Genomic DNA, 14,019 nt, shown 5'->3' on the forward strand with positions numbered 1-14,019 from the left:
CCCGCGGCCCCGCGGGGTGCCAGGGGTCCGGCTCCGGATCAGTCCGGCTCGGCACCGTTCGCCGCATCGTTCCCGGCACCGTTCTCGGCGAGGTGGTCGGCTCCCTCGCGGCGGGACAGGTCGCGGGAGCGGCGGGCCGGGGCGTACCAGCCACAGCTGCAGGTCGCGAAGGCGAAGGAGCCGCGCTCGCTGATCGCGAGGCGGTGTTCGGGCATCCGGGCGGTGCCGGGGGCGACCGGCAGCTCACTGTGCACGTGGCTCACCGTAACGCGCCACGGGCCCCGTCGCGAAGCTCCCGTCACACCGGCCCCCGTAACCCTTTGCCTCCCAACTCGTTTGCCCGGAAAGAGCTCTGCCCACCCGGTGGTGGCCGGCGGGGCAGTCGGGCCCGAGGGGGTTGTCGCGAGGATGAAGATGACCGACCAGCAGCGCACCGGGCGGTCGGCACGCCGTCCGGGTCCGCACCTGCGCGCGGCGGCCGGGGCCGCCCTGCTCGCCGCCGCCCTGGCGGCGGGGGCCGCCGGCTGCTCCGGCGGCTCCGTCGACGGCTCCTCCGACCAGCAGTCGGGCGCCCCCGACCAGCTCGCCGCGGACGCGCTGACGGCGGTGCGCAACGCCGCCGACATCACCGGTCGCACCGGTTCCGCGCACACCGCGACGGAGCTGGTCACCGAGTCCGCCGAGAAGAAGGCCTCGTTCAGCGGCACCGGCGGCTACGACTACGTCAAGCGGATCGGCCGGCTGGAGGTCCAGGTGCCGCCGGGCGCGGCGACCACCGGGAAGATCGTCGAGGTGGTCCTGCCGGGCACCGTCTACCTCCAGAACAGCGGCGCCAAGGTCCCCGAGGGCAAGTGGGTCAAGCTGGACGTGCGCCAGCTGCCGGACGGCAACCTGGTCAGCAGCGGCGCCACCGACCCGGCCTCGGCGGCGGGGGCGCTGCGCGGGGCGCAGAAGGCGGAGGCGGTGGGCACCGAGACCGTCGACGGGGTCGCGCTGCACCACTACCGGGGCACCCTGGACCTGGCGAAGGCGGCCGACGCGACCGGCGGCCGCGGCGGTGACGGCCTGCGGATGGGCGGGCAGACCTTCACCGTCAAGGAGGTCCCGTACGACGCCTGGCTGGACGACCAGGGCCGGCTGCGCAAGGTGGTCGAGGTGTTCACCTTCGCCGGGGTGGCCGGGTCGAAGGAGCCCAAGGACCAGGTGAAGGTGACGTCGACGACCTCGCTGACGGACTTCGGCAAGCCGGTCGAGGCAGCCGAGCCCTCGGCCTCGGACATCTACCAGATGAAGCCCACGGAGAGCCCGAAGTAGGGCGGGTCGGACACGCCCCGGGTCGCCGGGGCAGCGCTCCGGCGCCGGGGCGAGACGGGGTGCCACCGGGGCGGGTGGCCGTCCGGGGAGCGGCGGCCACCCGTTTCGGCGGCGCCGAGATGGCCCGTCCGTGCCATGTGGACGGGCCCCGAAGTGCCTAGGCTGGACTCCGGGTGGCTGCCGCCCGGGCTGGCGAGGCACTGAAGGGGTGGTGCAGGTGGTGTCGTCCACGGGTGGCCGCAGCGGCGGCCACGACGACGCGGCCCTCGACGAGATCGATCTGGCCGGCGAGCTGATGATCGCCGCGACGGCCAGTTCCGGCGACCGGCTGCCGACCGAGCGGATCGACGAGGTGCTGCTGGACCGGGCCGAGCCCGGGCGGGCCGACCGGGAGGCCGACGGCTAGCGGGCGCCCGGGGGGCGACGCGCCCCCGGGGCCGCGCTCAGCTGCGCAGCAGGCGGCTGATCGCGGCGGTGGCCTCCGCGACCTTGGCATCGAGTTCGGTGCCGCCCTCCTCGGCGGCCGCGGCGACGCAGTGCCGCAGGTGCTCCTCCAGCAGGGAGAGCGCGAAGGACTGCAGCGCCTTGGTGCTGGCCGAGACCTGGGTGAGCACGTCGATGCAGTAGACGTCCTCGTCGACCATGCGCTGCAGGCCGCGGATCTGGCCCTCGATCCGGCGCAGCCGCTTGAGGTGGGCGTCCTTCTGCGCGCTGTAGCCGTGCGGGCCGTGGTGCCCCGTCGGAGCGTGGTCGGCGTGCGGGTCGGTCCCCTGTGCCTGCTCCGGCTCGGTGCGCGCTTGCGTCGTGGTCATCGGCCCCGCCTTCGTCTCAGTGCCTGGTGGCTGCGTCGGCCACCAGTGTCCAACACCGGGGCCTTCCGTGGTGTTCCGACGGCCGACCCGGCATGTGCCACGGGGCCCGGGAGGGGGTGCCCGCCGGTTCGCCCGTCTGGGCGGCGACCCCGTCCTCCGTGCGCACGACGGGGACAATCCGGTCGAGGTTCCGTCAGACTGAGGGTTCGAGTCCACGTGTGGTGGTGCGGCCCGGACAGCCGGTGCGACCGTCGAGCGGAAGGGGAGGTTCCGGCTCCTGCCCCGACACCCCGCTTGCGTGATTGCGCTTGGTTGCACCTAGCATCGTTCAGTCCCTACCCCGCACATCGGAGATTTCCGTGCGTTTTAGCCTGACCCCGAAGGAGACGAGCTTCTACGACATGTTCGCCGCCGCGGCGGAGAACCTCGTCGTCGGATCGAAGCTCCTTTTGGAGCTGCTGGGATCAGACGTGTCGGCCCGTGCGGAGATCGTCGAGCGCATGCGCGCCGCCGAACACGCCGGGGACGACACCACCCATGCCGTCTTCCACCAGCTGAACTCGTCCTTCATCACGCCCTTCGACCGCGAGGACATCTACAGCCTCGCCTCGTCGCTGGACGACATCATGGACTTCATGGAGGAGGCCGTCGACCTGGTCGTCCTCTACGACATCCAGACCCTGCCGAAGGGCATCGAGCAGCAGATCGAGGTGCTGGCGCGCGCCGCGGAACTCACCGCCGAGGCGATGCCGAACCTGCGCAGCATGTCCAACCTGACGGAGTACTGGATCGAGGTCAACCGGCTGGAGAACCAGGCCGACCAGATCCACCGCAAGCTGCTCGCCCACCTGTTCTCCGGTCAGTACGACGCCATCGAGGTCCTCAAGCTCAAGCAGATCGTGGACGTCCTTGAGGAGGCGGCGGACGCGTTCGAGCACGTCGCCAACACGGTGGAGACCATCGCCGTCAAGGAGTCCTGACCCTCGTGGACATGGCAGCACTCATCGCCGTCGTCGGCGTTGCGTTCTTCTTCACGTACACCAACGGCTTCCACGACTCGGCGAACGCGATCGCCACCTCGGTCTCCACCCGGGCGCTCACCCCGCGGGCGGCGCTGGCGATGGCCGCGGTGATGAACCTGGCCGGCGCGTTCCTCGGCAGCGGCGTGGCGCACACCGTCTCCAAGGGGATCATCGAGACCCCCACCGGTGACCAGGGGATGGTGATCCTGTTCGCGGCCCTGGTCGGGGCGATCGCCTGGAACCTGGTCACCTGGTACTTCGGCCTCCCGTCCTCCTCCTCGCACGCGCTGTTCGGCGGCATGGTGGGCGCGGCGCTGGCCGGCGGCGTCGACGTGATCTGGGGCGGCGTCCTCGACAAGATCATCATCCCGATGATCGTCTCGCCGGTGGTCGGCCTGGTCGGCGGCTTCCTGGTGATGCTGGCGATCCTGTGGATCTTCCGCCGGGCCAACCCGCACCGGGCGAAGCGCAACTTCCGGGTCGCCCAGACCGCCTCGGCCGCCGCGATGGCCCTGGCGCACGGCCTCCAGGACGCCCAGAAGACCATGGGCATCGTGGTCCTGGCCCTGACCATCTCCGGCCACCAGTCCGGCAACGGGATCCCGGTCTGGGTGAAGATCTCCTGCGCGACCATGCTCTCGCTGGGCACCTACGCGGGTGGTTGGCGGATCATGCGCACGCTCGGCCGCAAGATCATCGAGCTGGACCCGCCGCAGGGCTTCGCCGCCGAGGCCACCTCCGCGGCGGTCATGTACATCACGTCGTTCGTCTTCAAGGCGCCGATCTCCACCACCCACGTGATCACCGCGGCGATCATGGGGGCGGGGGCCACCAAGCGGATCCGCGCGGTGCGCTGGGGCGTCGCGAAGAACATCGTGCTCGGCTGGTTCATCACGATGCCGGCGGCCGCCATCGTCGCAGCGCTGGTGTACTGGTTCGTCCACCTGTTCTGGGGCTGACGCCCCGGCAGGACGCGTGAACGGACAGGGCCCGCCCCCACATCTCGGGGGCGGGCCCTTTTCCATGTCCCGCGGCGGCACCGCCATGCAGCACCACGGGACAGCTCGGGTCCGTCGCGCTCCCCGTGCCGGGGGCGCGACGGGGTCCGGTCTAGCCGAAGCGGCCGGAGATGTAGTCCTCGGTCGCCTGGACCTGCGGGTTGGAGAAGATCCGCTGGGTGTCGTCCAGCTCGATCAGCTTGCCCGGCTGGCCGACGCCGGCCAGGTTGAAGAAGGCGGTGCGGTCGCTGACGCGGGCCGCCTGCTGCATGTTGTGGGTCACGATGACGATGGTGAACTGCTCCTTCAGCTCGCCGATCAGGTCCTCGATGGCGAGGGTGGAGATCGGGTCGAGCGCGGAGCAGGGCTCGTCCATCAGCAGGACCTGGGGCTCGACCGCGATGGCACGGGCGATGCACAGGCGCTGCTGCTGACCGCCGGAGAGGCCGGCCCCCGGCTTGTTCAGCCGGTTGTGGACCTCCTTCCAGAGGTTGGCGCCCTTCAGCGAGCGCTCCACCACCTCGTCCAGCACGGACTTCTTCTTCACGCCGGCGAGCCGCAGGCCCGCGACCACGTTGTCGTAGATCGACATGGTCGGGAACGGGTTCGGGCGCTGGAAGACCATGCCGATCGAGCGGCGCACGGCGACCGGGTCGACGTTGGAGGCGTACAGGTTCTCGTCGTCCAGCAGGACCTTGCCCTCGACCCGGGCGCCGGGGATCACCTCGTGCATCCGGTTGAGGGTCCGCAGGAAGGTGGACTTGCCGCAGCCGGAAGGGCCGATGAAGGCGGTCACCGAGCGGGGTTCGATGCTCATCGAGATGTCCTCGATGGCCTTGGTGGAGCCGTAGTAGGCCGACAGTCCGCTGACGTCGATGCGCTTGGCCATGATCGTTGCTTCTCTCGTCTGTCTCGTACGTCAGTCGGTCGCTCAGTGCCCGCCCTTGGGCGAGCGCCAGCGTGCGATGCCCCGGGCGATGAGGTTGAGCCCCATCACGAAGGCGATCAGCACCAGCGCCGCACCCCAGGCACGGGCGTAGCCGAAGTCGTTGTTGACCTGCGAGTACTGCGTCCAGATGTACATCGGCAGGGACTGCTGCGGCCCGTCGAACGGGTTGCTGTTGATGTAGTCGGCGCCGAACACCAGCATCATCACCGGGGCGGTCTCGCCCGTGATGCGGGCGACCGCGAGCATCACACCGGTGGTGATGCCGCCGATCGCGGTGGGGAGGACGATCCGCAGGATGGTCTTCCACTTCGGCACGCCGAGCGCGTAGGAGGCCTCGCGCAGCTCGTTCGGGACGAGCTTCAGCATCTCCTCGGTGGACCGGACCACGACCGGGATCATCAGGATCGCCAGCGCGAGGCTGCCCGAGAAACCGGAGTAGCCGAAGCCCAGGGCGAGGTTCCAGAGCGAGAGGACGAACAGACCCGCGACGATCGACGGGATGCCCGTCATGACGTCGACGAAGAAGGTGACCGCCTTGGCGAGCTTGCCGCGGCCGTACTCGACCAGGTAGACGGCGGTCAGCAGACCGATCGGGGCGGCCATCGCGGTGGCCAGGCCGACCTGCTCCAGGGTGCCGATCAGCGCGTGGTAGATGCCACCGCCGGGACCGGACTGGATCACGCCCTTCATCGAGTGGCTCAGGAAGTTCCCGTTGATCACCTCGATGCCCTGCTGGACGGTGTAGACCGTCAGGGCGACCAGCGGGATGACCGCCAGGATGAAGGCGACCCAGACCACCGAGGTGGCGACCCGGTCCTTGGCCTGCCGGCGGCCCTCGACCCGGGCCGCGAGGCCGTAGGTGATCAGGACGAAGAGCAGGGCCGAGATCAGGCCCCACTGGATGTGGCTGGTCAGTCCGGCGACCGCGCCGATCCCGCAGCCGAGGGCGATCGAGCCGCCGGCGATGGCGGCCGGGGCCCACTTGGGCAGGCGGTTGGCGGTCAGCGGACGGGCGACGGGCCGGGCGTCCTCGACGACGACGGTGGCGGTCATGCGTTGGCCCCCGAGTACTCCTTGCGGCGGGCGATGATCATTCGCGCGGCGCCGTTCACCAGCAGGGTGATGACGAACAGGACGAGGCCGGAGGCCATCAGCGCGTCGCGGCCGTTGGTGCCGGCCTCGTTGAACTTCAGCGCGATGTTCTGGGCGAAGGTTCCGCCGCCGGCGTCCAGGATGTGCAGCGACAGGACGTTGCTGGCGGAGAGCACGATCGCGACCGCGATGGTCTCGCCGAGCGCGCGGCCGAGGCCGAGCATCGAGGCCGAGATGATGCCGGGGCGGCCGAACGGCAGCACCGCGGTGCGGATCATCTCCCAGCGGGTCGCGCCGAGCGCGAGCGCCGCCTCCTCGTGCATCCGCGGCACCTGGCGGAACACCTCGCGGGAGACCGCGGTGATGATCGGCAGGATCATGATCGCCAGCAGGATGCCGACGGTGAACAGGTTGCGCGGGGTGCCGGTCCGGGTCTGGTCGAAGATGTACGTCCAGCCCAGGTACTCGTTGAGCCAGCTGGTCAGGCCGTCCAGGTGCGGCACCAGGAAGAGCGCGCCCCACAGGCCGTAGACGACGCTGGGGACGGCGGCGAGCAGGTCGACCAGATAGGCGAACGGCTGGGCGATCCGGCGCGGCGCGTAGTGCGAGATGAACAGCGCGATCCCGATGGCGACCGGGACGGCGATGGCCATCGCGATGACGGCGCTGACGATGGTGCCGAAGGCCAGGACGGCGATGCCGAAGACGGGCTTCGGGGCGTCCGGCGTCCACTCGAAGGTGGTGAGGAAGTTGCCCTCGTTGGTGCTCAGGGCCAGCGCCGACCGCCAGGTCAGGAACGCGGCGATCGCGGCCATGATGACCAGCAGCAGGATGCCCGAGCCCCGGGCGAGGTTCATGAAGATCTTGTCGCCGACCCGGCTGTCGCGCGGCCGGCGTTCCCTGCCTCGCGGGGCGGCAGGGGAGGATGAAGTCATTGGTCTACTCCGGTCTGGTGGCGCCGCCCCGGAAGGGGGACGGCACCATGGCGGCGGTGCCCCGGACGTGGTGCTGGGTGTGGTGCGTTCCGGTGGGGCGGCCCCGGCCCCCCTCGCTCACGGGGCCGCCCCACCGGGGGTCCTGTCGGGTCAGGCCAGGGTGGCGATGACGCCGTTGACCTTGTCGGTCACGGCCTTCGGCAGCGGGACGTAGCCCTTCTCGCCGATGGCCTTCTGGCCCGCGTCGCTGGCCGTGTAGGTCAGGAAGGACTTCAGGGTGTCGAGGGTGTCGGCCTTGTTGCCCTTGTCGCAGACGATCTCGTACGTGACCAGGACCAGCGGGTAGGAACCCTCTTCCTTGGTCGCGTAGTCGAGCTTCAGCGCGAGGTCGCTGCCGGTGCCGGCGGCCTGGGCCTTGCCGATGGTGGTGGCGGCGGCCTCGGCGGTGGCCTCGACCGGCTTGGAGGCGCCGGTGTTGATCGCGGCGCTCTTCAGGCTGTTGGTCTGGGCGTAGGCCAGCTCGACGTAGCTGATCGAGTTCTTGACCTGCTTGACCTGGGCCGAGACGCCGGCGCTGCCGTTGGCCGACTGGCCGCCCTTGCCCGCCCAGGCCTTGCCGGCCGGGTAGGACCAGGCGCCGCCGCCGGCGGCGGCGAAGTACTTGGTCAGGTTCTCGGTGGTGCCGGCGTCGTCCGAGCGGTGGAAGGTCTGGATGTCCGCGTCCGGCAGCTTGGCGCCCGGGTTCAGGGCGGCGATCGCCGGGTCGTTCCACTTGGTGATCTGCGAGTCGAAGATCTTGGCGGCGGTCGGGCCGTCCAGGACCAGCTTGTCGACGCCGTCGACGTTGTAGACCAGCGAGATCAGACCGCCGACCATCGGCAGGTCGATGCCCTGGCCGCCGGTGCAGACCGCCTTGGAGGCGTCGACCTCGGCCGGCTTGAGGGCCGAGTCGGAGCCGGCGAACTGGATCTTGCCCTGGTTGAACTGCTGGATGCCGGCACCGGAGCCGCCACCCTGGTAGTTGATCGTGGTGCCGGAGCAGGCGGCGGCGAAGCTGGTCTTCCAGACGTCCATCGCGGCGCCCTGGGCGGTCGAACCGGCGGAGATCAGCGAACCGGGCTTGCCACAATTGATCGCGCCGGCGGCCGCGGCGGAGCCGCTGGAGCCGCCGGAGGCGGTCGTGTTGTTGTTGTCGTCCGACCCGCAGGCAGCGAGCGACAGCGAGCTGACGAGCGCCATGGCACCGATCGCGAGGGCCTTGGAGCGGCCGTTCCGCTGGAGCTTCACAGGGGTGTCCCTTTCTGTGGCATTGCCCTCTGCGCAGGCCGTACGCGTACGGCCCAGCGCGGGTTCTGCTGTGGTCCGGGGCCCGTTCGGCCCTCCGGTGGTCCCGAAGTTAGGCCGGGTAAGTGACACGACAGCCGGTCGCAAGTGAACGGAGAGTGAACCTCGAAGGGATGACAGGAAACTACGTCAGGTAGTAACGGTTGCGTCACGGCAAGGGCGCGGGGAGATCACTTCCACCGTTCCTTCACCGCTGCGGCCCCTCCGTCCGCACCGGCTCCGCCCCCAGGACCGCCAGCAGGGCGTCGACCAGCACCCGGTCGTGGTCGTGGGTGAGCCGGGCACGGGCCTTCCCGGCCGGCAGCCACTCCAACCGGTCCACTTCCCGGTTGGGCCGGAACGACCCGCTCGACGGCACCGCCGCCCAGTAGCGGACCTCCTTCGGACGGCCCTGCACCCGGTAGTGCCGGGTGGGCAGCTCCGGACCCAGCAGGCAGCCGAACCCGGTCTCCTCCCGGACCTCGCGCAGCGCCGCCTCGACCACGCCCTCGCCGGGTTCGAGCTTGCCTTTCGGCAGGCTCCAGTCGTCGTACTTGGGCCGGTGGATCACCGCGATCCGCGGCCGCCCCAGCCGGCCGCTCTTCTTCGGACGCCCCGGCAGCCACAGCACCGCACCCGCCGCCAGCACCACCGGGGCGTGCTCCGCCCCGCTCCCGGCCCGGGCCGCCGCCCGTCCGGTGCCCGGGCGCTCGCCCACCTCAGACCGTCCCGGGCACGCCCGGGTGCCCCCAGGCTTCGGCCGGCACGAGCTCCAGCCAGCCGTCCGGGCCGGGCGGCAGGTCGGGCCAGCGGCGGCCGACGGCGTACCGCGCCGACTCCACCTCCAGCCGCTGGTCGGCGTGCACCACGCCCAGCACGTACGCGGTCGCCGGGGTGATCCGCGGGGTGCGCGCCGCGGTGGCGGCGGTGACGGCGGCGTCCGCCGCCTCCTGCTGCCGGGCCAGCACCAGGTCCAGCTCGTCCAGCTCGGAGGACGAGCGGCCGCACACCTCCAGCGCGTACCGGGCCCGCTTCACCAGGATCCGCAGCCGGGACCAGGGCGCGTCGTCGGCCGCCAGCGCGGTGTCCGCGTCCGTCGCCCCGCGGGACGCCGGCACCGTGCCCAGCCGGCGCAGCCCGTCCCCGCCGTACGGCGTCGCGGCCCGGTGCAGCGGCAGCTGCTGGGCGCCCGCGGACAGCGCGGCGAACGCGGCGGCGGCCTGCGGCAGCAGCACCGCCGGGGCCCGGCCGCCCGCCGGCTCCAGCAGCGGCGCCTCGCCGACCAGCAGGGTCATCCGGTCCGCCAGCGCGTGCAGCCGGGCGGAGCGGAGCTCCTGGAGCACCGTGGAGTGCGCCCTGGTCCGGGCCAGGGTCAGCTGCCGGTCCAGCAGCGCCCGTGCCTTGGGGGCGCCGGCGTGGCCGGCCAGCATGCCCGTCCCGTCCGGGCCGGTGGCGCTCAGCGAGTCCAGCGCGCCCAGCAGCCGGGCCGAGCGGCGGACGTAACCGGGCTCCAGCGCGAGCAGGTTGAGCAGCCAGCGCAGCTCGGTGCGCGACTCCTGCGCCCAGGTCTGCTCGAAGAGCGAACCGAAGGTGTGCAGCAGCCCGCCGACCCGCCGGACGGCCCGCAGCAGGTCCGAGGTGCCGGCCGACGGGACGATCGAGGCCGTCCCGGGTCTGGCGCCGACCTCGCCCACCGCCAGCGGCAGCGCGCGCAGGAAGGCGCCGGCCTGGGCGGTGAGGTGGCGGGAAAGGATGTCCCCGGCGGTCGCTGTGGAGGCCGCCTGGGCCGTCATCGGCGCTTCGGTCATGGCGTGGTAGATCCCCGTTCCCCCGGGGTGGTCCCGGAGCTGGTGGCCGACCGCCGGGGCGACTGTGCCCTCTCGTGGGCCACTGCCCCGGCGGCTTCGCATCAGTGGACGCGTCAGCGCGAGGTGGCGGCCCGGCGGCGCTGGCGCGAGTCGATCAGCAGGTCCTGGACGTGTCGCAGCGGCCGGCCCTCGGCGTCCTGGGAGTGGCGGGCCCACGCGCCGTCCGGCCCCAGGTGCCAGGACTCGGTCTCGTCCGACACCCCAAGGTCGATCAGCCCGGACAGCTCGGCGCGGTGCGCCGGATCGGTGATCCGCAGCAGCGCCTCGATCCGGCGGTCCAGATTGCGGTGCATCATGTCGGCGCTGCCGATCCAGACCTCGGGATCGCCGTTGTTGCCGAACACGAAGACCCGGGAGTGCTCCAGGAAGCGGCCCAGGATGCTGCGGACCGTGATGTTCTCGCTCAGCCCCGGCACGCCCGGGCGGATCGCGCAGATCCCGCGCACCCAGACGTCCACCGGCACCCCGGCCTGGGACGCCCGGTACAGCGCGTCGATCACGGCCTCGTCGACGATCGAGTTGACCTTGAGCTTCACATAGGCCGGGCGGCCGTCCCTGTGGTGCGCGATCTCGTTGTGGATCCGCGAGACCAGCCCGTCGCGCAGACCGCGCGGAGCGGTCAGCAGACGGCGGTAGGACTCGCGGCGCGAGTAGCCGGAGAGCCGGTTGAACAGGTCCGAGAGGTCCGCGCCGACCTGCGGGTCGGAGGTGAGCAGGCCGAGGTCCTCGTACAGCCGGGCCGTCTTCGGGTGGTAGTTGCCGGTGCCGACGTGCGAGTAGCGGCGCAGGGTGTCGCCCTCCTGCCGGACCACCAGCGAGAGCTTGCAGTGCGTCTTCAGCCCGACCAGTCCGTACACCACGTGACAGCCGGCCTCCTCCAGCTTGCGGGCCCACTTGATGTTGGCCTGCTCGTCGAAGCGCGCCTTGATCTCGACCAGCACCAGCACCTGCTTGCCGGACTCGGCCGCGTCGATCAGCGCGTCGACGATCGGCGAGTCGCCGGAGGTGCGGTACAGGGTCTGCTTGATCGCCAGCACGTCCGGGTCGGCGGCGGCCTGCTCCAGGAAGGCCTGCACCGAGGTGGAGAAGCTGTCGTACGGGTGGTGCAGCAGGACGTCGCGCTCGCGCATCGCGGCGAAGATGTCCGGCTGGGAGGCCGACTCGACGTCGGTCAGCCCGCGGGCCGTGCCGGCCACGAACTTCGGGTACTTGAGCTCCGGGCGGTCCAGGTCGGCGATCCCGAACAGCCCGGTCAGGTCCAGCGGCCCGGGCAGCGGGAAGACCTCCGCCTCGGTGATGTTCAGCTCCCGCACCAGCAGGTCCAGGATGTACGGGTCGATCGACTCCTCGACCTCCAGCCGGACCGGCGGGCCGAAGCGCCGCCGCATCAGCTCCTTCTCCAGGGCCTTGAGGATGTTCTCGGTGTCGTCCTCCTCCACCTCCAGGTCCTCGTTGCGGGTGACGCGGAAGGCGTGGTGGGCCAGCACCTCCATCCCCGGGAAGAGCTCCTCCAGGTGCGCGCCCATGACGTCCTCCAGCGGGACGTACCGCTGGGGCGAGGCCTCCAGGAAGCGGGCCAGCGACTGCGGCACCTTGACGCGCGCGAAGTGCTTGTGCCCGGAGACCGGGTTGCGCACCACGACGGCCAGGTTGAGCGAGAGCCCCGATATGTACGGGAAGGGGTGCGCCGGGTCGACGGCCAGCGGGGTCAGGACCGGGAAGATCTTCTGGCGGAACAGCGTGTGCAGCCGGGCCTGCTCCTTCTCGGCCAGCTCCGACCAGCGGACCACCTCGATGCCCTCGGTGGCGAGGTCCGGCAGCACCTCCTGCTGGAACGCGGCGGCGTGACGGGCCATCAGCTCGCGCGAGCGGGTCCAGATCAGGTCCAGCACCTCGCGCGGCTGGAGGCCTGACGCGCTGCGCTGGGCGACCCCGGTGGCGATCCGGCGCTTGAGACCGGCCACCCGGACCATGAAGAACTCGTCCAGGTTGCTGGCGAAGATCGCCAGGAACTTCGCCCGCTCCAGCAGCGGGATGCCCGGATCCTCGGCCAGCTCCAGGACCCGCTCGTTGAACGCGAGCCAACTGCGCTCGCGGTCCAGGAAGCGGCCCTGCGGCAACGCTTCGAACTCCTCTTCGTCCGTGGCCGGCAGCTCCGGCGGAACACCCAGCGCACCGGACATCCGGGCCGTAGGCGACAGCGGGGCAGAGACGGGGCGGGGGATGCTCATGAGCTCCAGCTCCTCCAGCAGCAGGACTGCGTCCGGACGCGAATGGCTCTGCGGGCCGTCGCCCTCGCCCCGGGCCGGCCCCGGGGACAGCACCCACCCACCGGGTGCGGTCCGTACAGGACCGGCCGGCGCGTGGCGGTCGACTCTGCACGAGCGAGACACTACGGACTTCATCCTGTGATCTTCGCGGCAGCAATTGAATCCACGGTAAACACCGCATGGCCAGGAGGAAAGCTGAGTCGGTCGGGGCAAGAGGCGTCGCCGTCCCGTCCCTCGCCCTCGACCGCTCGGGGGGCCGTCCCCAGCGCTCAGGACGGCCGGTTCGCCCGGTACCGGGCTCGGTACATGAGGTCCACCTCGTGAACGGCGAACCCCAATCGTTCGTATACCCGCACGGCGGCCGGATTGTCAGCGTCGACATAGAGGAGAACGGTGTCCAGCCCGCGCTCGCCCGGACCGGTGCCGGTCAGGTGGCGCAGGCCCGCCGCGGTCAGCGCCCGGCCGAGGCCGCTGCCCTGCTCGGCCGGGTCCACCCCGACCACGTACACCTCGCCGAGCTCGGGCTCGGTGGCGCTCGCCGGGTGCACCTTCGTCCAGTGGAAGCCGACCACCTTGCCCTCACGGGTGGCGAGGAAGAAGCCGGCCGGGTCGAACCAGGGCTCGGCGATCCGCTCGGCCAGGTCCTGCTCGGTCCACGAGCCCTGCTCCGGGTGGTGGGCGAAGGCCAGGGCGTTCAGCCGCAGCCACTCGGCGTCGTCCTCCCCGGGACGGAAGGTGCGGAGCTCGATGCCCTCGGGGACGGCCACCTCCTCGGTCTGCCGGCCGGTGCGACGCATCTGCCGCAGTTCGCGGACCAGTTCGGCGCCGTACACCTCGGCCAGGTGCCGGGCCGCCGGGTGGCCGCCGTGCACCCAGAAGTCCACCGCGTCGTGCCCCGCCCGGTGGGCCCGCGCCAGAACGGTGTCCACCAGCGGGCGGGCCAGGCCTCGGCCACGGACGGCCGGGTCGACCACCAGCTCGGCGGCGGGGTTCGCGGCGGGGTTCTCCGGTACTTCGAGCTGGCCGTAGCCGAGGACGGCTGGGTGCTTCGCCTCGGTCCCGGTGCCGGTTCCGGCCTCGGTGTGAGTCTGGGTCTGGGTCTCGGTCTCGACGAGGTGGATGACGCCCGGGCGCGGAGTCTCCGCGTTCCGCAGCCGGAGCCGGCCCTGCTCGGACACGGCGGCCCTACCGTCCACCGCCTGGGCCTCCGCCAGAACACGCAGAGCACCGTCGCGCTGCTCGGGCCGGAGCACATCGTTCGCCATGACCGCTGTCTGATCGTCCATGCACCGACGATACGTCACCGGAAATGCGAAAAGCCCCCGATCCGAATGGATCAGAGGCTTTTCAGAAGAATTGTTCGGCGGCGTCCTACTCTCCCACAGGGTCCCCCCTGCAGTACCATCGGCGCTGTGAGGCTTAGCTTCCGGGTTCGG

At 71.3% G+C, this 14,019-nt stretch carries 14 protein-coding genes and 1 rRNA gene; 4 read left to right on the top strand and 11 right to left on the bottom strand.

The window, feature by feature from the left end; translation table 11 throughout:
* Positions 1–38: 38 nt before the first annotated feature.
* Positions 39–254 (bottom strand): hypothetical protein, encoded by a 216-nt coding sequence (locus ACWDBE_RS37720; RefSeq protein WP_449810226.1) that lies wholly within the window; start codon positions 252–254, stop codon positions 39–41.
* 160 nt (positions 255–414) lie between these two features.
* Between ACWDBE_RS37720 and ACWDBE_RS37725 the strand changes: the two genes are divergently transcribed.
* On the top strand, positions 415–1,314 hold the full coding sequence (locus ACWDBE_RS37725) for a hypothetical protein (RefSeq protein ID WP_449792215.1): 900 nt from the start codon (positions 415–417) through the stop codon (positions 1,312–1,314).
* A 217-nt stretch (positions 1,315–1,531) separates the two neighbouring features.
* Positions 1,532–1,720 carry a hypothetical protein gene (locus ACWDBE_RS37730; protein ID WP_449810227.1) on the top strand — a complete coding sequence of 63 codons (189 nt, stop codon included), beginning with the start codon at positions 1,532–1,534 and terminating at the stop codon, positions 1,718–1,720.
* A gap of 37 nt (positions 1,721–1,757) precedes the next feature.
* Here the strand turns inward: ACWDBE_RS37730 and ACWDBE_RS37735 are convergent, their stop codons facing one another.
* Positions 1,758–2,126, bottom strand: coding sequence for a metal-sensitive transcriptional regulator (locus tag ACWDBE_RS37735; RefSeq protein WP_392882659.1), 369 nt, complete (start codon positions 2,124–2,126; stop codon positions 1,758–1,760).
* A gap of 359 nt (positions 2,127–2,485) precedes the next feature.
* On the opposite strand from ACWDBE_RS37735, the gene ACWDBE_RS37740 reads away from it, so the two are divergent.
* Together ACWDBE_RS37740 and ACWDBE_RS37745 are read left to right on the top strand one after the other, a co-directional pair.
* Complete coding sequence (locus ACWDBE_RS37740; RefSeq protein WP_031064133.1) at positions 2,486–3,106, top strand: DUF47 domain-containing protein; 621 nt, start codon at positions 2,486–2,488, stop codon at positions 3,104–3,106.
* A gap of 5 nt (positions 3,107–3,111) precedes the next feature.
* The gene (locus ACWDBE_RS37745; protein WP_449792214.1) at positions 3,112–4,107 is read left to right on the top strand and encodes an anion permease; all 996 of its coding nucleotides are present in this window, start codon (positions 3,112–3,114) and stop codon (positions 4,105–4,107) included.
* Positions 4,108–4,258: 151 nt separating this feature from the next.
* Here ACWDBE_RS37745 and pstB read toward each other — a convergent pair whose 3' ends face one another.
* The 9 genes from pstB to rrf form a co-directional block, all read right to left on the bottom strand.
* Complete coding sequence (pstB, locus tag ACWDBE_RS37750; RefSeq protein WP_449792213.1) at positions 4,259–5,035, bottom strand: phosphate ABC transporter ATP-binding protein PstB; 777 nt, start codon at positions 5,033–5,035, stop codon at positions 4,259–4,261.
* A 42-nt stretch (positions 5,036–5,077) separates the two neighbouring features.
* The gene (pstA, locus tag ACWDBE_RS37755; RefSeq protein ID WP_449792212.1) at positions 5,078–6,148 is read right to left on the bottom strand and encodes a phosphate ABC transporter permease PstA; all 1,071 of its coding nucleotides are present in this window, start codon (positions 6,146–6,148) and stop codon (positions 5,078–5,080) included.
* Positions 6,145–7,122 (bottom strand): phosphate ABC transporter permease subunit PstC, encoded by a 978-nt coding sequence (gene pstC, locus ACWDBE_RS37760; RefSeq protein WP_449792211.1) that lies wholly within the window; start codon positions 7,120–7,122, stop codon positions 6,145–6,147. The genes pstA and pstC overlap by 4 nt, the downstream gene beginning before the upstream one ends.
* Positions 7,123–7,272: 150 nt before the next feature.
* Positions 7,273–8,409: a phosphate ABC transporter substrate-binding protein PstS gene (gene pstS / locus ACWDBE_RS37765; protein WP_449792210.1), complete on the bottom strand. Its 1,137-nt coding sequence runs from the start codon at positions 8,407–8,409 to the stop codon at positions 7,273–7,275.
* A gap of 244 nt (positions 8,410–8,653) precedes the next feature.
* Positions 8,654–9,097: an NUDIX hydrolase gene (locus tag ACWDBE_RS37770; protein ID WP_449792247.1), complete on the bottom strand. Its 444-nt coding sequence runs from the start codon at positions 9,095–9,097 to the stop codon at positions 8,654–8,656.
* Between the two features lie 67 nt (positions 9,098–9,164).
* The gene (locus ACWDBE_RS37775; RefSeq protein ID WP_449792209.1) at positions 9,165–10,253 is read right to left on the bottom strand and encodes a CHAD domain-containing protein; all 1,089 of its coding nucleotides are present in this window, start codon (positions 10,251–10,253) and stop codon (positions 9,165–9,167) included.
* 113 nt (positions 10,254–10,366) lie between these two features.
* Positions 10,367–12,544, bottom strand: coding sequence for an RNA degradosome polyphosphate kinase (locus ACWDBE_RS37780; RefSeq protein ID WP_449792208.1), 2,178 nt, complete (start codon positions 12,542–12,544; stop codon positions 10,367–10,369).
* Positions 12,545–12,852: 308 nt separating this feature from the next.
* Positions 12,853–13,869, bottom strand: coding sequence for a mycothiol synthase (mshD, locus tag ACWDBE_RS37785; RefSeq protein ID WP_449792207.1), 1,017 nt, complete (start codon positions 13,867–13,869; stop codon positions 12,853–12,855).
* 72 nt (positions 13,870–13,941) lie between these two features.
* Positions 13,942–14,019: ribosomal RNA gene (rrf, locus tag ACWDBE_RS37790) — 5S ribosomal RNA — on the bottom strand; the annotation flags it as partial.

Source organism: Kitasatospora sp. NPDC001132, assembly GCF_053598415.1.